The organism is Natronosalvus rutilus (assembly GCF_024204665.1).
GTDB lineage: Archaea > Halobacteriota > Halobacteria > Halobacteriales > Natrialbaceae > Natronosalvus > Natronosalvus rutilus.
In genome coordinates this window covers 66,741-87,085 of the sequence record NZ_CP100356.1, presented here as the reverse complement: position 1 = coordinate 87,085, position 20,345 = coordinate 66,741, and the positions used below count along the sequence as shown (strand labels likewise).

Here is a 20,345-nt window from a genome sequence, read left to right as displayed (position 1 = left end):
CGTTCTTTCTCCGTCCCCAACGCGAGTCGGTCAGTTCGTCCGGACGAGTACGTCCACAATGGAGACGCCGTCCTCGTGGACGACGACCGGGTTCAGGTCCAATTCGGCGACGCCGTCGATCACCGCGGCGAGTCGACCGACCGCCTCAAGGAGGTCGACGAGCGCGTCGACGTCGCGCGGCGGGTCGCCGCGGTATCCGCCGAAGCGTTCCTCGAGTGTCGTCGCCTCGATGGCGTCGTACGCGTCTTCCTTCGAGAGCGGCGCGAGGCGAACGGCCGTGTCGTCGTGGAGTTCGACGGCGACACCGCCCGACCCGACAGTGACGACCGGTCCGAACGCGTCGTCGCGAGTGGCGCCGACGAGCGTCTCCACGCCCGCGTCGACGTATGGCTGGACGAGCACGCCCTCGATCCGTGCGTCGGGGGCGTACGCTCGCGTGTTCGCGACGATGGTCTCGTACGCGTCACGGACGGCAGCGGTGTCCTCGAGGCCAACGCGGACCGCGTCGGCGTCGGTACGATGGGGGACATCCGGAGAATCAATTTTCAGCACGATCGGGAACCCGAAGTCTGCAGCCGCGTCCGCGGCCTCGCTCGCGTTGGTCGCAAGCGCAGTCGAATGCACGTCGATACCGAAGGCCTCCAGCAGCCTGGCGGCCCGCGTCCAGGAGAGCACGTCGTCCGAAGGGAGGTCGATGCCGTAGTCAGTCGCGTCGGCCGCGTCTACCGCGTCGGGGTCGTCGGATTCGACGCTCCAGCCGGCGTCACGTTCGAGCGCCGCACGCGACGGGCGCTCGGCGAGCCGGTCCGCGTTCTCGCCGGCTTCGAAGAGGGAGGCGACGGCGTCCATGCAGCGCCCCGGGTCATAGTACAGCGGCATCCGCTGGCGGACGCGCTCGTAGGGCTGGGTGCCGCCGGGCTCGAACGGTTCCTTCCGGCCGGTCCAGAGTAAGAACACCGGGTCGGTGGCGGCGTCGGCGACCGCGAGCAGCGAGTCGGCGATAGCGTCGGCGTCCTCGCCGACCGCGGGAAGCCCGATCGCGAACACGTACGCGTCGAACGCGTCGTCGGTGAACAGGACGTCGGTGATTTCCGGGAGGACGTCCGCGCCTTGGCCGCGGATATCGGCGGGGTTGTGGAGTTCTCCGAACGTCAGGAGGCCGTCCATGTTGAGCAGTGCGCGCTCGGTGTCGTCGTCGATGTCGGGGAGTTCGAGGCCGCGTTTGGCGGCCATGTCGGCGAGTAGGCTCCCCATCCCACCGCTGGTGGATGCGATGCAGATACGGTTTGACGCCGGTGGGTCGAACGCCGCGTGAGCCTTCGCGCGACCGAGTAGGTCGGGGATGTCCGGGACGCGCTCGACGCCGACCTGTGAGAACGCACCCGCCCAGGCGTCGTCGCTCCCGGTGACCGAGCCGGTATGTGAGAGGATGGCGGCCTCGGCGACCGAGGAACGCCCGACCTTCACGGTCAGGACCGGTGTCCCGTTCCGGGCGGCATCGTCGGCGACGCGAACGAACCGCCGCGGGTCGTCGAGGCCTTCGACGTACGCGCAGACGACGTCGACCGCGTCCTGCGAGCCTAGGTACTCGACGATGTCGGTCGCCGAGAGCGCGGCCTCGTTCCCCGTCGAGACGACGTGCGAGAACCCGACGTCCTCGTCGGCCGCCCGTTCGAAGAACGTCGTGAACGCGAGCGCGCCGGACTGGCTCACGAGGCCGATGGAGCCCGGTTCTGGCTGGCGCGAGCACGTGCTCGTCAGTACCGTTCCCTCGACGACGTTCGCCAGCCCGATGCAGTTCGGTCCCGCGACGTGCATGTCATACTTGTCGGCGACGTCTACAAGTTCCGCCTGGAGGTGTTCGCCCTCCGCGTCGGCCTCGGCGAACCCGGCAGTGATGACGAGCGCGGCGGGCACGCCGCGTTCACCAACCTCCCGGAGGACGTCGACGGTGACCGCACGCGGGACGCAACAGACGACCAGGTCGACAGTCTCGGGGAGCCCGCCGACGTCGTCGTAGCAATGCATCCCCCAGGCCGTGTCGCGCCCAGGATTGACGAGGTAGACATCACCCTCGTACCCATACTCGAGGAGGTTGTCGACGAGCTTTCCGGAGTACCAGTTGTCCGGGCTCGCACCGACGACGGCGACCGAGTCGGGCGCGAGTAGCGGGTCGAGGTCGGAGCGATCGTCGCTCATCGCGACCTCTGCGGGGGGTGGACGACGGGGCGTCGGTGTGCGACGCCCACGGGATTCTCGGACCGTAGGGGAGCGAACGTGCACCTGCGAACAGGGGCGAGGAGCGTCCACCGGTCGACGATGCTCGCCGCGGGCAGGTCGTGAATACTGCTCGACATACGCCACTCGACGGCGGCGGGCATCGTAAAAGTACCCCGTGTCGGCCGATATCGATCGACCACGCGACAGCGAGCGGGAACCCGAATATCCACTACAGTAAAATTTATTAGTCACGATGGTATCGTATCGTACGTTCGTACCGAACCACTCACACGGTGGAGTGTGGACCGCGACCACGGCGACGTGCTCGCGATAGCATATCAAGAACTAGATTAATGAGTATGAATACCAAGAACCACGAACCAGGACGAATCCACAGATGACCGTCGGATTCGTTGGCCTCGGCCGAATGGGGCTCCCGATGGCAGTTAACCTCGTCGAGGCCGGCGTCGACGTCGTCGGCACCGATCTCGACAAAGAACGAAAACGCGCGCTCGAAGACGCCGGGGGAAAGACCGCCGACTCCATCCCGGAGACTATCGCCGACGCAGACGTCGCGATAACAGTGCTGCGAACGCCAGATCAGGTTCTTGCGGTTGCGGAGGACCTGCTCGACGCGCTCGACGAGGGCGACCTCTACGTCGACATGAGTTCCATCGACCCGCTGACGAGCGAGACGGTCGCGGAACTCGCCGCGGAAGACGGTATCCGGACAGTCGACGCACCGGTCAGTGGCGGCGTGTCCGGCGCGGAAGCCGGAACACTTTCTGTCATCGCCGGCGGCGAGGAGGACGACATCGAGGAAGCCAGAGAACTGTTCGAGCCGATGGCGGACACCGTGTTCCACGTCGGTTCGACCGGCGCCGGACAGACCGTCAAGCTCGCGAACCAACTCCTCGTCGGCGCACAGACCGTGCTCGTCGCGGAAGCGTTCCGGTTCGGCGACGCGAACGGAATCGACCGCGAGACGCTGCGCGACGTCCTCGTCCAGAGCGCGGGGTCCTCGTGGGTCCTCGAGACGTGGGGCGACCGTTACATCGAGGAAGAACATGAACCCGGGTTCGAGATTAACCTCCAGCACAAGGATCTCAGACTTATGACCGAGGCCGCCGTCGAACTCGACGTCCCCGTGCCGCTCGGGGCAGCAGCTATGCAGAAGTACGTCGAAGCGAAACGCGAGGGGCTAGCCGACAGGGACGTCACAGCCGTCTTCCAGTTGTAACACCTCTCGCCATGACCCCGAATAGAATCGATCACTGACCGACCACCGAAACTCACACGACACAATGTTCACCAAGATTCACCACATCGCGTTCGTCGTCGCAGACATCGAAGATGCAATGCAACGGTTCGAAGACAACTACGATATGACGCTCGTTAACCGCGACGAGGTCACCGGCGCGTTCTCGATGGACGTCGCGCTCTACAACGCTGGCGACAACATCGTCGAACTCATCGAACCCCTCGGCGACTCTGGCTGGACGTACGACGTCCTCCAGGAGCAGGGGGAGGGCTGGTTCCACATCGCGTTCGAGGTCGACGACATCCGCGAGAGCATGAAGGAACTGGAGTCCCGCGGCATCCGAGTGAAGGACGACGAACCCCAGGAGGGCTACGACTGGGAGGTCGTCACGCTCGACGAACGAGACACCATCGTTCCGATGCAGATCGTCGAAGAGTACAACTAAGCGATGGCTGACAGACCGACCGTCGCCGTCGTCGGCGCCGGTATCATGGGGAACGGCTTAGCGACACACTTCACGCTCAAGGGCTGCGATGTCGTCCTCATCGACCACCGCCAGTCGAACCTCGACGAGGCGGGCGCCAGGATTCTCGACGCCGTTGAATTCCTCCGTGACGCCACTGGCATCGACGCGAACCCCGACGACGTACTGTCATCGATCGAGTTGACGCTCGACCAGGACGCCGGCGTCGCCGACGCGGACATCGTCCTCGAGAGCGTCTCCGAGAACCTCGATATCAAACACAAGCTGTTCGAGGCGGTCGCCGCGGCTGCCCCAGACGACGCGGTGTTGGCGTCGAACACGTCCAGCATCCAGATCACGAACATCGCCGATGCGGTGCCTGACGCGGCGGACCGCGTCGTCGGCTGTCACTGGTGGAACCCACCGTACCTGATGCCGCTCGTCGAGATCGTCCGCGGCGAGGAGACGTCCGACGAAACCGTCGACCGCGCCGTCTCATTCGTCGAGTCCGTCGACCGGAACCCAATCGTCGTGAACCGCGACGTCCCCGGGTTCGTCTGGAACCGCATCCAGTTTGCGGTGCTGCGCGAGGCCATGCACATCGTCGACGAAGGCATCGCGTCCATCGAGGACGTCGATGCCGCCGTCCGCGACGGTTACGCGCTCCGGACGGCCGTCGTTGGCCCGTTCGAGACTGTCGACCTCAGTGGCCTCGACCTGTTCCGGGACATCTCGAACGACCTGTACCCGCACCTCAACACCGACGAGGAGGCGAGCAACCTCTTCGACGAGTACATCGACGCCGGACGGAACGGCGTCGAAGACGGCGCTGGGTTCTACGAATACGACCGGCCACCGCAAGAAGTGCTGGAGGACCGAGACCGCACCATCCTGGCGCTACGCGAGGCTCGCGGTGACTCGTCGGCCGACACCCAGGATAACTGAGACCGGTATCGACCACCGAACTGACGACATCTCACTCCCGCCGGCTGCTGCTGGCGGGGCGCTTCTTACGTTCTCGAGTGCAACGGAAAAACAGTTCGAACGGGGCCGTCAATCCTCGGAGCGTTCCTCGACGAGCTCGATGGGCATCCCGGGGACCTCGCTCGGTTCGACAAACGCGCGCACGTACGGGCCGAGGCCGTCCACGGGTTCATCGTCGTACATCGAGTAGCCGGCGTCCTCGAACGTCGCCATCGCGGCGGCGATGTCGTCGACGACGAGCGCGACGTGGGACTCGGACTTCTCGACGAGCTCGTCGAGGAGGTCGTCGAGGTACGTCCCACGTTCGTGTCGACAGATCAATTCGGTCCGGAACTCAGGAAGCTCCACGAACGCGACGTCGACCTTGCCGTCGACACTCCCCGTGCTCGTGACGGTGCCGCCGAGCACGTCCTCGTAGAACGCCTTCGTCTCCTCGATGTCGTCCACTATCTGTCCGACGTGGTGTACGCCCTCGAACATACCCGTAATTTCGCGCCACCCCACTTGATAGTTCGCCAGGAGGCGAGAGTTCCCCTCTGACGAACGCCGACCGGATTCGGTCCACGAACGGCGACGTACGGGCACGACGTCCGGCGTTGATCACCCGGGGGGCTGGTTTTATCTCTCTCCGGCGAGACACTGACCTATGTCCGAGGAAACCACCGAGCAATCAGGAGCGCCGCTCACGAAGTACGACCTCTTCGTCGACGGAGCCTTCCAGGGGTCGACGGGCAGCGAACGCATCACGGTCACGTCGCCGTACGACGACGACGCGTGGGCGACGGTGCCGGACGGGGCCGAGGCGGACATCGACGCCGCGGTCGGGGCCGCGCGCGACGCGTTCGAGCGCGAGTGGCGCGACACCCCCCCGAGCGACCGGGCCCGCATCCTCCACGAGATCGCGGACGTACTCGAAGCGTACGACGCGGAACTCGGCGAACTGGAGACCCGACAGAACGGGAAGCTCCTCCGAGAGATGAAGCCCCAGATGACCGCGGCCGCGGAGTGGTACCGCTACTACGCGAGCCAGTGCCGGACGCTCGAAGGCCGGACGATACCCGTCGAGAACAAGGACGGCGAGGTCCTGAACTACACGCAGCGCGAACCGCTCGGTGTCGTCGGCGCCATCACGCCCTGGAACTCGCCGCTGTTGCTGCTCACGTGGAAGCTCGCGCCCGCGCTCGCTGCGGGGAACGTGTTCGTCCACAAGCCCAGCGAGCAGACGCCCGTCAGCGCCCTCCGGTTCGCTGAACTGCTCGCCGAGGAGACGTCGCTCCCCGACGGCGCGTACAACGTCGTCACGGGACGCGGGGAGAGCGCTGGGACCGCGCTGACGAACCACGACGACGTCGACAAGCTGTCGTTCACCGGGAGCACGGCCGTCGGCCGACAGATCGCGAGCACCGCGGGCGAGAACCTCACGCCGGTGTCGCTGGAGCTCGGCGGGAAGAACCCGAACGTCATCTTTCCGGACGCCGACCTTGAGGACGCGCTGAACGGTATCGTGAAAGGCATCTTTGCGGCGACCGGCCAGACGTGCGTCGCCGGCTCGCGCGCGCTCGTCCACGAGGACGTCTACGACGAGGTCGTCAGCGGGCTCGTCGACCGTGCGGCGTCGGTCGAACTCGGCGATCCCCTGGAGGAATCGACGCAGATGGGGCCGCTCGCGTTCAGGGATCAGTTCGAGCGAGTGAAGGGCTACGTCGACCTCGCTGTCGAGGAGGGCGCGACCGTCGCGTACGGCGGCGAGCAACCCGCCCACCAGCCGGGGGCGTCCTTCATCGAGCCGACCGTCCTCACCGACGTCGAGAACGACATGCGGGTCGTCCAGGAGGAGATCTTCGGGCCAGTCCTCGCGGTCATTCCATTTTCCTCGGAGGAGGAGGCGGTAGCGATTGCGAACGACACGGACTATGGGCTCGCGGCCGGCGTCTGGACGAACTCGGTCGCCAGAGCTCACCGCGTCGCCGGCGATCTCGAGGCGGGCACCGTCTGGGTGAACGAGTACCGGATGGTCTCGTACGCGTCGCCGTTTGGCGGGTACAAGGACAGTGGTATCGGCCGCGAGATGGGTGAAGAAGGCCTAGAGGAGTACATGCAGACCAAGAGCATCTGGATCGACCTCTCCGAGGAGGTCTCGGATCCATTCAAGCTTGGGTGAACGATCGAAACCCGATGAGCGTGGCGAGATCCTACCCACCGCCGCTCTTTCTACCATATCGGCGTTGGTCTCGCAACAGCGAGTCCCGGTCACTCGCGTCGATGACGTGATCTCGTGACGAGCGTTCCGGTCACTCCTGGGGCTCGACGATCTGCTTCCCGAATGCCGACCGGTCCCCGATGGCCTCGAACGCCTCGATGGTGTCCTCGAGTGCGTACGTCTCACCGACCTCGGGCTCAAGCTGGCCGTCCGCGAGCAGTTCGACGAGGCGCGCGAGATCAGCCTGCGTCCCCATCGTGCTTCCAATGACGCGCTTGTGGTCCCAGTAGAGGTCACGGATGTCGATATCCGAGCGCCGCGAGACGGTGCGCCCACAGATGACCATCTTCCCGGCGCGGTCGAGTACCTCGAGGCCGACCGCGGTGTACTTGCCGCCCAGGTGGTTGAGAGTGACGTCCGGCGCACCGATGGCCTCGACGCCCTCGCGGAGTTCCTCGACGTCGGCCGACTGAATCGTGTGGTCCGTGCCGAGCGCCGTGAGGCGGTCAAGCTTCTCCGCGCTCGTCGACGTCGCGATCGAGCGTGCGCCGATGACGTCGAGCAACTGGATCGCGGCGACGCCGACACCGCCAGTCGCGCCAGGGACGAACACGAGGTCGCCAGGTTCGACGTTGGCCCGCCGGATCATGTGGTACGCGGTCATGTACGCGATCGGGATGGCAGCGGCGTCCACGAGGTCGACGCTGTTGGGGACATGCTCGAGTCGCGTCGAGTCGACCGCCGCTAGCTCACCGAACCCGCCGTCGTAGATACCGAAGTTCTCACACTGATTCTCGGGGCCGTCCCGGCAGAAGCGGCACTTCCCGCACGACTTCACGGGGTTGAGGACCACGCGGTCGCCGGTCGAGATATCGTTGACACCGTCGCCGACCGCTTCAACGACGCCAGCGACGTCGGACCCGCCGACGTACGGCAGGTCGGATTCGCCGACCCCCTGGGCTCCCTCAAGATTCCAGAGGTCACGGTGATTGACGCTACACGCTTCGACTCGCACGACCACCGATCCCGGTTCCGGGTCGGGGTCCTCGAGATCTATAGCCTCAATCGTACCCGACTCTCCAAGCGACGTGTATGCTGCGGCTCGCATAGCATGTCGTACACACGTTCCGTCGATAAAGGTAAGGGTATCGTGGCAACGCAAACCCGGCATCGCAGCCGACTTCGCCCCGCTACCAGCGTCGGTCGGTCGTTCGATGCGGTGGGTCGGCTCAGTCCTCGGCCCAGTCCGGCGAGTGCCGCGGCGGACTGAACACGTCGATGGCGAGCATCTCCTCGTCGCCCTGGTTCTCCGCGGCGTGGACCTCATGGCTCTTCAGCCAGTAGGACTCCCCGGGGCCCGCAGTGACTTCCTCGCCGTCCTCAAGGATGAACGTCTGCTCGCCCTGGTAGACGAACCCGAGTTGCTCGTAGTGGTGGCTGTGCTCGGGCACGCGGCCATCGGGTTCGATGCGGACGTGCTGAATGCTCATCTCATTCCCGGCGGCGAGCTGCGACAGGTACACACCGGGCTTGACCTCGACTTCTTCGGACGGATCGCCAGTTACTAGGTCCATATGAGTACATCACGAGCCAGCATTATATCGGCACCGACTCTGACAGACCGACCTGTCAGGTCAATAGTCGGGTGACGCGGTCAGCGGATGGTGGACCCACCGTCGACCGGGAGCGCCACGCCGGTCACGAACGCCGAGGGGTCTGACGCCAAGAACACCGTCGCCTTCCCGACATCCTCGGGCGTCCCCTATCGGCCGAACGGGAACTCGTTTGCCGCGGACTCCACACGCTCCACATCGGTGGTCATCTCGACGATGCGCTCCGTCTCGGTCGCACCTAAATGACATCAGTAACGAACACGCCATCCCCACCGAGCAGTTCCATCATTACAGCACTTCCTTCTCCCTTTACCGTCACTATTATTCTGTACTGTCAGTTCGGCCTGTTCGCAAATGGTGCGCTGGAGTTACGTGAGACATGAGAACAGGATCGCGTGTCGATCTAGCAGAAAATCGGACCGTGTACTGGTCTAGCAGAACGCCGCAAAAAAGAATTCGGGCTACACGAACCCGAGCATCCTAGGCACGAATAGGACGACTTCAGGGACGAAGATGATGAGCACCAGTACGCCGACGAGCGGAATGTAGAATGGCGCCACTCCCTTGATTATGTCCAGTAGATCTAACTCGGTTACCCGCTCGATGACGAACAGGACCACCCCGAACGGTGGCGTGATCAGGCCAATCATGAGCGTGATCATCATCACGATACCGAAGACCAGCGGGTCGATACCGAGACCTGGGAACGTTGGTGCGAGGATCGGAACGGTGATCAAGATAATCGCGAGCGTCTCCATGAACGTCCCGAAGATGAGGAGTACGAACACGAGCAGTATCGTGGCGACGAGTGCGCTGTCCGCGACAATAAGGAGCGTTTCGGTCAGGTACTGAGGGACGCCCGAGATCGTGACGAGGAACCCGTAGAGATTTGCGAGCCCGATGATCAGGATGAGCGCGGCCGTATCCACGAACGTCTTCTTAATGACCGAGTACAGCGTAGGTCCGTCGAGTTCACGGTAGTAGAACGCGCCGAGAAAGATGGCGTAGACGACCGCCACGACCGCAGACTCGGTGGGCGTGAAGTACCCGGAGATGATGCCACCGATGATGATGATGGGTGCGACGAATGCCGGGACTGCTCGTAGCAGCGTGCTGAACAGCCGTCTCGCATTGTACGCGTCTCGTGATGCGAATCCCTCGCGGATGGCGATGTACGTTACCATCCCCATCAGAGACAGCCCCATTAGGATTCCGGGAACGATACCGGCAATGAACAGCGCGCCGATTGACACTTGCGCCATCACTCCATAGACGATCATCGGGATGCTCGGCGGGATGATAGGTCCGATCGTCGAGGATGCTGCCGTAATGCCGGCCGCGAATCGTGGTTCATAGCCACGTTCGGTCATCGCGTTGTATTCGATCGTTCCGAGTCCGGCGGCGTCAGCGACTGCTGCGCCGCTCATCCCCGAGAAGATCATGCTGACCACGACGTTGACGTGGCCGAGGCCACCTGGGAGAGGTCCGACCGCCTCCTCGGCAAAGTCGAAGATGTCGGACGTCATCCCGATAGAGTTCATTATTCGTCCCGCGAACAAGAAGAACGGGATGGCTAGAAGGGTGAACGAGTTCATCCCCGTGTACATCCGCTGTGCGATCACCTGTGCGTTGAACGGTGGTCCCATCGGGAGCACCATTACCACGACGGCGCTCAGTCCAATTGCGTACGCGACGGGGACCCCGAGTACGTACAGCGCGAGGAGTACGAAGATGAACGCCGCCGTCAGCGTGAACATTTCGGCCACGGTCAGCTCCCTCCCTCGTTGCCATTGTTATTCGCCGTAATCGGCGCTTCGTCGGACTGCCACATGTTTATCGTCTCCTCGATGGCAAACAGGATAACGATGGCGAACATGATACCGAGGACGACCTGCGCATGGCCGACGGTCAACCAGTCCACCGTCGCAAGGGTCACGCCGAGCGTCCGCTCCGATACCTCGTACACCGCGTAGATGACGAGGACGGAGAACGCGATAATCATGACGTTCGAGAACGTGATCAGCACCTTCTGGACGATTGCCGGGACCAACCGGAAGAGCGGCCGGATCGAGATGTTGTCGTCATTACGCATTGCGTACGGTGCACCGACGAACACCATGACGACAAGGAGGTACCGTGCGACCTCTTCCGTCCACGTTGTACTGAACCCTAAGTCGACGAATCGCATGAATATCTGGAACGCCGCGATGAGATTAATGAGAACGAACAGTACCATACCGACGAGTACGGTACCATCCTCTAGGTAGTCGAATCCTCGTTCTATTGTCGAAAATAGTTTGGAATCGGTCATAGATGGGTGGAGGTCTTTGCGGTATTGGGTAGCTAAGCGAGGTCCTGGACTTCCTGGAAAGACGGATCCCAGCGGTCCTCGAAGAATCGTTCGAGTTGAGGAGTGCCTGCCTCAACGAACGCCTGTTGGTCGACATCTTCGGCACGTGTAATGGTCGTGTCGTGTTCCTCTTCGGCCTGCGTGAGGAGTTCGTCGACTTCGGAGCGTGTCGTTTCGTTCGCCCACTCGACAGCCTCCTGCAGGCTGTCCTGGATGATCTGTTGGTCGTCGCTAGAGAGGTCCTGCCAGAGGTCCTCGTTGATAAGCCAACTGAGGCCCTGAAGGAGGTGCTGGGTCTCCGAGAAGTGCGACTGGACCTCGTAGAGGCTTGTGTCCATGAACTGCTGAATTGGACCTTCCGAGGCTTCGACGACGCCGGTTTCAAGTGCCGAATACAGCTCATCGAACGCAACGGGCGTTGCGTTCACCCCGATCTCCTCCCAGGTCTTGACCCACGTTTCGAACTGCGGGAGGCGCATGTCGACATCCTGTACGTCGTCGGGGTGTTCGACGACCATGTTTGAGGTTGTGCCACGGAGCCCGCGGAAGGACTCGCTGAGTTGACGCTGGTTTCCCTCGTTGATGATCTGGGAGTTGAATCCGTCGTCCCCATACGTGAACTCGTCTTGCATCGCCCGAAAGTGCTCCCAGTTCTGCGCGACGAATGGCGCTTCGAGGAACCCGTATTCGGGGCCGTATGCAGCGGCGACCGACGAAACACTCGTCCCGTGCATGTCGACCGTGCCAGATGCAACTGATTCGATCTGGTCCTCTTCACCACCGACCGATGCTGCGAGTACGTCAAATGTGATTCGGCCGTCAGTCTCGGAGTCGACGTTATCGGCGAATCGACTTGCGAGTTCCGTTTGCGTGTGCTCGGGGTTGAACGGCGTGGCGATGGACAGACTCCGACTCTCTCCGCCGTTACCGCCGTTACCGCCGTTACCGCCGTTACCGCCGTTACCGCCGTTACCGTCGTCTCCGTCGCCGCCTAGACACCCTGCGAGGCCTAAAAATCCGGCTACGGATCCCGTGCCGACGGCTTTCAAGTAGCTACGCCGACTGTTTGGTGATACCATGACCCAATCTTACGAAACATTCATTATCAATATTGGCAGAGCGGCAAGTGTTGCCTCCACATATAGGTATAAAAATTGGTGTGCCATCGTCTGACACGAACCGGCGCAGGGACCGAGCAGCTCTGCGATCAGTGGTAACTTAGAAATGATTAACATCCACAGCAAGCTACGGAAGTTAGACGAACCAATCGACGTCGGAATCATCGGAACTGGTCTCTTCGGGACCAAACTGATGGACCAGATTGCACGAGTACCCGGGATGCGAACGGCCGCGGTTGCCGACCTCAACCGTGATGCCGCCCAGCGAGCGTTGTCGGAAGCTGGCCTAGCAGGTCGTAGTACGGCTGCGAACGGGACGGAAAGCATCAACGAAGCGATTACGAGCGGGTCTGTCGCGGTCACGGACGATTCGATCGCGCTCACCGAGGCCGACATTGATGTGGTCGTCGAATCGACTGGCGTGCCCACGGCCGGTGCGCGACACGCGTACAACGCGATACTGGAGGGGAAACACGTCGTCATGGTCACTGTCGAGACGGACACGGTCGTGGGGCCGATACTGGCAGACATGGCAAAGAGTGCCGGCGTGACGTACTCTTTCGCGTACGGTGACCAGCCAGCGCTCATCGTTGAACTCTACGACTGGGCCCGAAGCGTCGGCATGGACGTCGTCGCCGTCGGCAAGGGGAACCCCTACCGCGAGGAGCACAGGTTGGGAACCCCTGACGACGTCTTCGAACGCTACGGATTCGACGACTCGTTCGTCGAACGGCACGACCTAAACCCACGGATGTACAACTCGTTTCTCGACGGTACGAAGGTCGCCGTTGAGATGTGTGCAGTCGCGAACGCCCTCGAACTCGAACCCGACGTCTCCGGAATGCACCTCCCGACCTGCGAGATTCCGGAGATTCCGGACGCGCTCCGTCCCACCGAAGACGGTGGTGTGCTCGAGAAGACGGGCGTCGTCGACACCGTGAGTACGCTCCACTCAGATGGGAGTAGCGTCGACCACAGCATCAGTTTCGGCGTCTTCGTCGTCACCGCGACCCCCAACGACGCCGTCGCCGAGTATATCGAGCAGAACAGCGGCGACGGTCTGTACGTCTCCGATGACGGTCAATATCAGGTATTTTACCGTCCCTACCACCTGCCCGGCGTCGAAACGACCATCAGCATCGCCACTGCGGCGCTCGACAACGAACCGACAGGAGTTTCCCGCGCGCACGTAGCCGAGGTCGCCGCCGCAGCGAAGCGCGACCTCGAACCGGGCGACGAACTTGACGGCGGCGGTGGGTACACCATCTATGGGACGCTCGAAACCGCGGACCGTGCGGCGCGCAAGAACCACGTTCCATTCGAACTGCTCCACGGCGCCGAGGTCGTCGAGGCGGTCCCCCAGGACGATGTCATCACGTACGACGACGTCCAGCTCGACGAGGACTCGTTCATCTACTCACTACGCAAACTTCAGGAAGAACGGTTCGCCGAGTCCTGACAGCGCTGCAGAGGACGTCCACCTCCCTTTCGGCGAGCAGCGCCGGCACGACGTGTTCGACCGAGGTGCTTCAGACTCACTCGATGAGGACTCGATAACCGCCATGTGCTCCGGCGCGCTCATCCAAACCGCTTCAGGACGCACTCCAGTGCGTTCGGTTCGAGGGTCGCTATCGGTTGAAGCAACCGTTCGATATTTATGCTTCCTCACCATCGCTTTCTTCCATGGCAATCCTTGTCGTAGTGGACGATGACGAAGACATCGAAGGCATCGAAGAGACCATCACTGTCGCCGCGGATCTGGCGGAGAAGTACGGAGAAGAACTGATCGCGCTCAACGTAGTCTCCCAAGACGAGTTCCTCAAGGAACAGCAGGGGAAGACGTCTATTGCCGACGTTAAACCGGAACCCATCGAGCGCTACGAGAGCGAGGCCGCTGACCGCGCGAGGGAGATTGTGGGACAGATCATAGACGCTTCAACCGATGTGACGTACATGGGCCGCGTCGCGGACCCAGCCAATGGGATCGTCAAGACCGGACGCGACGTCGACGCTCGATTCATCGTCATCGGCGCTCGTCGACAATCCCCAATTGGGAAGGCAATCTTCGGGTCGACCACCCAGTCCGTCCTCCTGAGCGCCGACCGCCCCGTCCTCACGGTGATGGAAGAATGACAGCCCCGAGTAAAGACCCGGACCTGCCGAGCACGGACGTGACGGAAGGAATCGAGCGCGCTCCGCATCGTGCGATGTTCCGCGCGATGGGGTTTGACGACGAGGACCTCGCCGCACCAATGGTCGGCGTCGCCAATCCCGCCGCCGATATCACGCCCTGTAACGTCCACCTGGACGACGTCGCCGACGCCGCCATCGAGGGCGTCGGCGACGCCAACGGCATGCCCATTGAGTTCGGCACCATCACCATCAGCGACGCCATCTCCATGGGGACCGAGGGCATGAAGGCCTCCCTCATCTCACGGGAAGTCATCGCGGACAGCGTCGAACTCGTCGCGTTCGGCGAACGCATGGACGCACTCGTCACCGTCGCGGGTTGCGACAAAAACCTCCCGGGGATGCTCATGGCGAGCATCCGCACCGACCTCCCGAGCGTCTTCCTCTACGGCGGCTCTATCATGCCCGGCCAGCACGACGGCCGCGAGGTCACCATCCAGAACGTCTTCGAGGGCGTCGGCGCCGTCGCCGAAGGCTCGATGAGCGAGGACGAACTCGACGACCTCGAACGTCACGCTTGCCCCGGCGCCGGCTCCTGCGGCGGGATGTTCACCGCGAACACGATGGCTTCAATCTCCGAAGCCCTCGGGATGGCGCCGCTTGGCTCCGCAAGCCCGCCGGCTGAAGCTGACTCGCGGTACGACGAAGCTCGACGCGCGGGCGAACTCGCCCTTGACGCCGTGCACGCCGACCGACGCCCATCTGACATCCTCTCGCGCGAGAGCTTCGAGAACGCGATTGCGCTCCAGGTTGCCATTGGCGGGTCCACGAACGCCGTCCTCCACTTGCTCGCGCTCGCCGCCGAAGCCCGCATCAACCTCGACATCAACGATTTTGACGACATCAGCAAGCGTACGCCGAAGATTGCGAACCTTCAACCCGGCGGGACGCGCGTCATGAACGACCTCCACGAACTCGGCGGCGTCCCCGTCGTCCTCCGCCGTCTTCACGACGCCGACCTGATTCATGGCGACAGTAACACCATCACCGGCCGGACTATCGCCGAGGAACTCGAACACCTTGAGGAGACCGGTCGCCTCCCTTCCCGGAAAGTCGTCGCGGCCTCGGACGCAGACTTCCTCTACACCGTCGACGACCCCTACCAAGCAGAGGGCGCCATTCGAATCCTCCGGGGGAACCTCGCGCCGGACGGGAGCGTCCTCAAGGTCACGGGCGACGACGCCTTCCACCATGAGGGGCCGGCCAGAGTGTTTGAGAGCGAGGAAGACGCCATGCGGTACGTGCAGGAAGGCGATATCGAGAGCGGGGACGTGATCGTGATTCGGAACGAAGGTCCGCAGGGTGGTCCCGGGATGCGCGAGATGCTTGGGATCACCGCGGCCGTCGTCGGCGCTGGCCACGAGGACGACGTCGCACTCCTCACCGACGGCCGCTTCTCGGGGGCGACCCGCGGTCCGATGATTGGGCACGTCGCACCCGAGTCGTACGTCGGTGGCCCAATCGGCCTGCTCGAAGACGGCGATACCGTGACCGTTGACATACCCGCTCGTACCCTCGACGTCAACCTGAGCGACGACGAGATTGAAGCGCGCCGGGACGCGTGGGAGCAGCCCGAGCCATCCTACACCGGTGGCGTGCTCGCGAAGTACGGTCGGGATTTCGACTCGGCGGCAATTGGTGCGGTGACGAATCCAGGGTACACGGACCGATAGACGTCGAGTCCTTCGTCGTTCGGAATCATCGATCGCCACTGTCCGTCTGCGCCTGAGAGACCTTCAACGTTGGCCGGTCCGCGTCTCGGACCGTATCTCGACCGATGCGAGTGCTATCGTGCTCTGCTTCGATGCTCAAAGTTATCGTCTTCGCCGCGAGCCCTCGTTTAAACGTTCGGGACTGTCGAGGGTATATATCCACCAACGAACGAGTACGAGAAACCCGATGCAAACGACCGCTGATGCCGGTGGTTCACGAGGGGTGAATACGCCACGAAGGGACCGTCGAAACGCTAGCGTATCTCCGGGATGTTGCGAGAACCGTCTGGGTGTCCGTGAGTAGTGAGGATGCCGAGACCAGCTCGCGACTGGTACCAGTCCGAGGAGGAGGTGTCGGGCTCTTTTCGTACGAGTGGGCCGTTCTGTGATGCAACTGCGAGTGTGCGGGGGTTGTGAGACGGGCGAAGACGCCATATCGACTGCCAACGAGGGCCGTCGACTGGTCAGTCGGTACACCGGTCTATACGCCTCGAGCCAGCATCTGTGGTCGGTCCACCCGGCATAGATTCACGAGTGGTGAATGTATAAACGATAAGGAATCATCTATGAGTTTCTCTCAGGACAAGCGGTTACACCATAGACGCGACACCGAACAAACGGTTACGCCACACATCTGACTGATATAACCGACTATCTTCATATACTGTTACAGTATTACGGATGTAACGACATAGGGGTTCGTGGTGCGAACTGTTGCGCCACGTTCGCATCAATCCTGTTTCGTGGTCCGTAGTGTACGCGAGTGCGTCGAACATGGAAAGCTAGTCCGTCGGCGAGCGCCTGGTCCAAGTACCAAATTTTGCACGGAGCGAACGTGTTCCTCCGACTGGGACGCCTCGGTGGCGTGAAACGACCGCCCAAAACGGTAGGAACGAACGCATTACGAAGGGTGATAGAAAGATTCGATATCCTCCTCGAACCTACGCTTCGCCTCCAAGATAATCTCAGGGAACTCCTCGCGGAGCTTCCTATCCGAGATACGGTACGAGGGACCGCCGACGCTAAGTGCTCCGAGAACAGACGAATCCGGCCGTTTCACCGCGACGCCGACGGCAGCGAGTCCTTCAAGCATCTCACCGTCGTTGAACGCGAGACCCGTTCGACTAATTTCTTCGAGTTCGTCGAAGAGTTCTGCTTCGTCCGTTATCGAATCGTCTGTGTGAGCCGGAAGCCCATGCTGGGCGACGATCTCCGATACCTGCTCGTCGGACATCTCCGCCAGGATTGCTTTCCCCACGGCTGTGATGTGCATATCGAAGACGTTCCCGATGTCGTACGCTGGGTCCTCTGCCGAGCTCGCCCCGTTCAGGACGATAACCTGCCCGTGCTCTTCCACGCAGAAGTTTGCTCCCTCGTGCGTCTCGCTCGCGAGGTACTCAACGTGTTCTTGAGCAAACTCGTACTCCGGCTTCCGCTGCTTCGTCACGTTCCCGTAGTGGAAGAATCGCAACCCGAGGTGGTATTGGTTACCCTCCTTGACGACGAGCCGTTTATCCATGAGCGTGCTTAGGTGGCCGTGGATCGTGCTATTAGCCAAGCCCAGGTGTTCGCTGATTTCGGGCATCGTCGCTCCCTGAAGTTCCTCCAGTGACTCAATGATTTCCAGGGACGTTTCGGTCGCCTGAATTCGTCTTGCCATCTCTCTACCTCACACCATCGAACAGCTACTACTTAAACATTCGCCACTCGTGAACAATTATATTGAGGAAGGGTAACAACCCACGCATAGCTCGCCACATTCACCGATACAGGTACGGGACGTTCGTAATGCGTTGGGATCGTTCGTCGGAGTCTCATCTTCCGACCAGCCATTGGTGAGGTCGTAATTAGCCACATACAACTGGAAGTCAACGCCGAGCTGCAGACAACCGTGAAAAGCACGGAGAAGGGAAGTTCTCGAGAGAGACGATTGGACCTGCCAAAGGTTGGAGCCGGAATCGGCGGAACTCGGCAATATATCACATTCGCCCGTTCAGTAACTTTAGAAACGGTGTTACGCCATATGGGCCGGAGATACCAAATCGCTGGTTAACGCGCCAGGTTCTTCGCCATATTTTTAACCGGTTTAGCGATTTCTAGTTAGGATATTGCATGAGGCTAGTTGATCTGGAGTGAAAAGTTCTGGAGAGGAATTGCTAAGAGACACACCCCTCATTGCCGCTGTATAGATTCAAAGAAGGAGGAAGGTAGAAAGAGTCAACTAGTTCCAGAGTAGCGATCAAATGAGGTAACTAAATTAACTAAATGGTATAAAGCCATCCCCAGTAACTATAAGTAGACAGGCTGAGTATAGCCCACTAAGTATATCGAACACAAAGTTCGATTCGTATCGAACAATTTTTTCTTTCCACCGGAGGCCCTCATCGAGCCAGCTTTGATCTTCTTCGCTCCTTCTATGGGTTTCAACGCTTATCCTCAAGAATTGCTTCGTGTGAAGATATCTCGCGTCTCGTTTCATCTGGAGTCTCTCTCGAGTTCTATACAGCGGCAACGTGGGGTGTGTGTGTCCAGTTACAGCGGCACTCCGGGGTCTCTATCTTACTTCTCTCTCTTTCTCTCGGGGTTTTCTCCTCTATACAGCAGCAAGCCGGTCCCCCGAATTGCATGCGGAGGGTCCGTCTGACTTCTGGCATACAGCGGCAATGAGGGGTGAATCGTTCAATATGCGTGTAAGTTACATTCTGCCATCCTTGGTATTCTCTTTCAATTTACTGGGCTATACAGCGGAAATGAGGGGTGGGTATCGTTACTTACAGCGGCACTCTGGTGTGGGTATCGGCTTTCTGAGCCGTTGTGTGGTCTATATTCTACCCATACAGCGGCAATCTGGTGGAAAGAGTTAAGCCACTCTCTGAGAATACATCCTCAAGAGAATGCCCGATTCCCGCGACTACTTCACTCGAGAAAACGAGATCTTCCGAAACAAAGATCTCTTGCAGGTGTCCCACCTTCCTGATGGCGATCGAATCATCGGTCGCGAACAGGAACTCACGAATCTTGCCGGCGCAATTCAGCCCGCCCTTACTGGAAATACGCCGAACAACGTACTCGTGTACGGTAAAACAGGTACTGGAAAGTCCCTTTGTTCTAAGTTCATCACGAACCAGGCAATCTCCCGAGCAGCGGACAACGACATCACGATCGGTGTAGCCTACGTCGACTGTCTGCAGGAGTCGACTGAGACACAGGCTGTCCAGTCACTCGCTCATCAACTCAACGACAAAGATACAACTGGTATCTCGATTCCCCACTCTGGCTTGAGCACGTCGGAATACTACCGCCGTCTGTGGCAGATAATCGACCAACAGTTCGATGCCGCACTCGTCATCCTCGACGAAGTCGACAAAATGGAATCGGATGACATTCTCATGCAGCTCTCCCGAGCGGTTGAATCCGGAAAGCTATCATCCAGTACCATCGGGACGATCGGTATCTCGAACAAGATCCGATACAAAGAATCGCTCGACGAACGCATCAAATCGAGCCTCTGTGAACGCGAGTACGTCTTTCCTCCATACGATGCGACCCAGATCCAGGAAATCCTCCATTCGCGATCGGACGCGTTTCACGACGGCGTCCTGGAAGACGGTGTTGTTCCTCGAGTCGCTGCGCTCGCTGCACGAGAACACGGTGACGCACGCAAAGCGATCGACATCCTCCGGTTTGCCGGTGAAATAGCTGAGGAACAGGACCTCGAGATCGTTTCTGAAACCTGTGTCAACCTCGCACACGAGCGTGAAGAGACGAGTCGGCTGGCAGAGCTAATCTCGAAGTCGCCCAGTCATGCGAAGCTCGTCCTCGAGGCAATGGCTTTGCTCGTCAAACAACCCGATAGAGCCAACGACGCAGTGCAGACGACGGAAGTCTACGATCTCTACAAACGTCTATGTGAACGGGATGATTCTTCGCATTTAAAACTCCGGCGTGTCCGTGATATCCTCTCGGAACTCGAGTTCCTCTCTATTATCGAGCAAGAGCGCAAGTGGGCCGGGAAAGGGAAGGGGAACTATATGGAAAACCGTCTCGTTGACGACCCAGACGTGATTATCGCAGCCTGTGAAGAGTCGAGTCGTTGAGTAAGTGCTTAGGGGGGAGCAGACGCAGGGTGTGTCCCAAGCGACTCTGTTTACTAGGCTAAGAGCAAACGAGGAAGAAAAATTTCCCCTTCAAGCAACTCGAGTTCCGTCTGCCAGAAAGTGAAATATTTGACCTT

The 20,345-nt window shown here is 60.9% G+C and carries 16 protein-coding genes and 1 pseudogene; 8 read left to right on the top strand and 9 right to left on the bottom strand.

From position 1 onward, the window contains the following. Positions 1-30 precede the first annotated feature (30 nt). Positions 31-2,199: an acetate--CoA ligase family protein gene (locus tag NGM29_RS18795; protein ID WP_254161075.1), complete on the bottom strand. Its 2,169-nt coding sequence runs from the start codon at positions 2,197-2,199 to the stop codon at positions 31-33. Between the two features lie 370 nt (positions 2,200-2,569). Between NGM29_RS18795 and NGM29_RS18790 the strand changes: the two genes are divergently transcribed. The 3 genes from NGM29_RS18790 (at position 2,570) to NGM29_RS18780 (ending at position 4,889) form a co-directional block, all read left to right on the top strand. After that, positions 2,570-3,460 (top strand): NAD(P)-dependent oxidoreductase, encoded by an 891-nt coding sequence (locus NGM29_RS18790; protein WP_256548199.1) that lies wholly within the window; start codon positions 2,570-2,572, stop codon positions 3,458-3,460. Positions 3,461-3,524: 64 nt separating this feature from the next. Beyond that, entirely contained in the window at positions 3,525-3,926 is a 402-nt protein-coding gene (locus NGM29_RS18785; protein ID WP_254161072.1) for a VOC family protein, read from the top strand. Between the two features lie 3 nt (positions 3,927-3,929). Beyond that, complete coding sequence (locus NGM29_RS18780; protein WP_254161070.1) at positions 3,930-4,889, top strand: 3-hydroxyacyl-CoA dehydrogenase family protein; 960 nt, start codon at positions 3,930-3,932, stop codon at positions 4,887-4,889. Positions 4,890-4,997: 108 nt separating this feature from the next. On the opposite strand, the gene NGM29_RS18775 is transcribed toward NGM29_RS18780, so the two are convergent. Further along, positions 4,998-5,408, bottom strand: a complete 411-nt coding sequence (locus NGM29_RS18775) for a VOC family protein (RefSeq protein WP_254161068.1) — start codon at positions 5,406-5,408, stop codon at positions 4,998-5,000. 166 nt (positions 5,409-5,574) lie between these two features. Here NGM29_RS18775 and NGM29_RS18770 point away from each other — a divergent pair, with 166 nt between their 5' ends. Further along, positions 5,575-7,089 (top strand): aldehyde dehydrogenase, encoded by a 1,515-nt coding sequence (locus NGM29_RS18770; protein ID WP_254161066.1) that lies wholly within the window; start codon positions 5,575-5,577, stop codon positions 7,087-7,089. Positions 7,090-7,219: 130 nt separating this feature from the next. Here NGM29_RS18770 and NGM29_RS18765 read toward each other — a convergent pair whose 3' ends face one another. From NGM29_RS18765 to NGM29_RS18740, 6 genes and pseudogenes are all read right to left on the bottom strand, one after another. Then, positions 7,220-8,236, bottom strand: a complete 1,017-nt coding sequence (locus tag NGM29_RS18765) for an alcohol dehydrogenase catalytic domain-containing protein (protein ID WP_254161064.1) — start codon at positions 8,234-8,236, stop codon at positions 7,220-7,222. A gap of 121 nt (positions 8,237-8,357) precedes the next feature. Then, entirely contained in the window at positions 8,358-8,702 is a 345-nt protein-coding gene (locus NGM29_RS18760; RefSeq protein WP_254161062.1) for a cupin domain-containing protein, read from the bottom strand. Positions 8,703-8,782: 80 nt separating this feature from the next. Then, positions 8,783-8,878: pseudogene (locus tag NGM29_RS18755) on the bottom strand (SDR family oxidoreductase); the annotation flags it as partial. A 324-nt stretch (positions 8,879-9,202) separates the two neighbouring features. Then, positions 9,203-10,498, bottom strand: coding sequence for a TRAP transporter large permease (locus NGM29_RS18750; RefSeq protein WP_254161227.1), 1,296 nt, complete (start codon positions 10,496-10,498; stop codon positions 9,203-9,205). 11 nt (positions 10,499-10,509) lie between these two features. After that, positions 10,510-10,977: a TRAP transporter small permease gene (locus NGM29_RS18745; RefSeq protein ID WP_254161060.1), complete on the bottom strand. Its 468-nt coding sequence runs from the start codon at positions 10,975-10,977 to the stop codon at positions 10,510-10,512. A 107-nt stretch (positions 10,978-11,084) separates the two neighbouring features. Next, positions 11,085-12,170, bottom strand: a complete 1,086-nt coding sequence (locus NGM29_RS18740) for a TRAP transporter substrate-binding protein (RefSeq protein WP_254161058.1) — start codon at positions 12,168-12,170, stop codon at positions 11,085-11,087. Between the two features lie 145 nt (positions 12,171-12,315). On the opposite strand from NGM29_RS18740, the gene NGM29_RS18735 reads away from it, so the two are divergent. The 3 genes from NGM29_RS18735 (at position 12,316) to ilvD (ending at position 16,072) form a co-directional block, all read left to right on the top strand. Beyond that, positions 12,316-13,668 (top strand): NAD(P)H-dependent oxidoreductase, encoded by a 1,353-nt coding sequence (locus NGM29_RS18735; protein WP_254161056.1) that lies wholly within the window; start codon positions 12,316-12,318, stop codon positions 13,666-13,668. A gap of 224 nt (positions 13,669-13,892) precedes the next feature. Continuing rightward, a complete protein-coding gene (locus NGM29_RS18730) occupies positions 13,893-14,342 on the top strand; it encodes a universal stress protein (protein WP_254161054.1) in 450 nt (149 codons plus the stop codon). After that, positions 14,339-16,072: a dihydroxy-acid dehydratase gene (gene ilvD, locus NGM29_RS18725; protein ID WP_254161052.1), complete on the top strand. Its 1,734-nt coding sequence runs from the start codon at positions 14,339-14,341 to the stop codon at positions 16,070-16,072. Before NGM29_RS18730 ends, ilvD begins: the two co-directional genes overlap by 4 nt. Before the next feature lie 940 nt (positions 16,073-17,012). Here the strand turns inward: ilvD and NGM29_RS18720 are convergent. Beyond that, positions 17,013-17,771, bottom strand: coding sequence for an IclR family transcriptional regulator (locus tag NGM29_RS18720; RefSeq protein WP_254161050.1), 759 nt, complete (start codon positions 17,769-17,771; stop codon positions 17,013-17,015). Positions 17,772-19,005: 1,234 nt separating this feature from the next. On the opposite strand from NGM29_RS18720, the gene NGM29_RS18715 reads away from it, so the two are divergent. Continuing rightward, on the top strand, positions 19,006-20,208 hold the full coding sequence (locus NGM29_RS18715) for an orc1/cdc6 family replication initiation protein (protein ID WP_254161048.1): 1,203 nt from the start codon (positions 19,006-19,008) through the stop codon (positions 20,206-20,208). Positions 20,209-20,345 lie beyond the last annotated feature (137 nt).

Excerpts from the sequence above, each read along its gene's own strand:
- NGM29_RS18795 (WP_254161075.1), bottom strand. The coding sequence starts at position 2,199 with ATGAGCGACGATCGCTCCGACCTCGACCCGCTACTCGCGCCCGACTCG.
- NGM29_RS18785 (WP_254161072.1), top strand. The coding sequence starts at position 3,525 with ATGTTCACCAAGATTCACCACATCGCGTTCGTCGTCGCAGACATCGAA.
- NGM29_RS18780 (WP_254161070.1), top strand. The coding sequence starts at position 3,930 with ATGGCTGACAGACCGACCGTCGCCGTCGTCGGCGCCGGTATCATGGGG.
- NGM29_RS18775 (WP_254161068.1), bottom strand. The coding sequence starts at position 5,408 with ATGTTCGAGGGCGTACACCACGTCGGACAGATAGTGGACGACATCGAG.
- NGM29_RS18770 (WP_254161066.1), top strand. The coding sequence starts at position 5,575 with ATGTCCGAGGAAACCACCGAGCAATCAGGAGCGCCGCTCACGAAGTAC.
- NGM29_RS18765 (WP_254161064.1), bottom strand. The coding sequence starts at position 8,236 with ATGCGAGCCGCAGCATACACGTCGCTTGGAGAGTCGGGTACGATTGAG.
- NGM29_RS18760 (WP_254161062.1), bottom strand. The coding sequence starts at position 8,702 with ATGGACCTAGTAACTGGCGATCCGTCCGAAGAAGTCGAGGTCAAGCCC.
- NGM29_RS18750 (WP_254161227.1), bottom strand. The coding sequence starts at position 10,498 with ATGTTCACGCTGACGGCGGCGTTCATCTTCGTACTCCTCGCGCTGTAC.
- NGM29_RS18745 (WP_254161060.1), bottom strand. The coding sequence starts at position 10,977 with ATGGTACTGTTCGTTCTCATTAATCTCATCGCGGCGTTCCAGATATTC.
- NGM29_RS18740 (WP_254161058.1), bottom strand. The coding sequence starts at position 12,170 with ATGGTATCACCAAACAGTCGGCGTAGCTACTTGAAAGCCGTCGGCACG.
- NGM29_RS18735 (WP_254161056.1), top strand. The coding sequence starts at position 12,316 with ATGATTAACATCCACAGCAAGCTACGGAAGTTAGACGAACCAATCGAC.
- NGM29_RS18730 (WP_254161054.1), top strand. The coding sequence starts at position 13,893 with ATGGCAATCCTTGTCGTAGTGGACGATGACGAAGACATCGAAGGCATC.
- ilvD (WP_254161052.1), top strand. The coding sequence starts at position 14,339 with ATGACAGCCCCGAGTAAAGACCCGGACCTGCCGAGCACGGACGTGACG.
- NGM29_RS18720 (WP_254161050.1), bottom strand. The coding sequence starts at position 17,771 with ATGGCAAGACGAATTCAGGCGACCGAAACGTCCCTGGAAATCATTGAG.
- NGM29_RS18715 (WP_254161048.1), top strand. The coding sequence starts at position 19,006 with ATGCCCGATTCCCGCGACTACTTCACTCGAGAAAACGAGATCTTCCGA.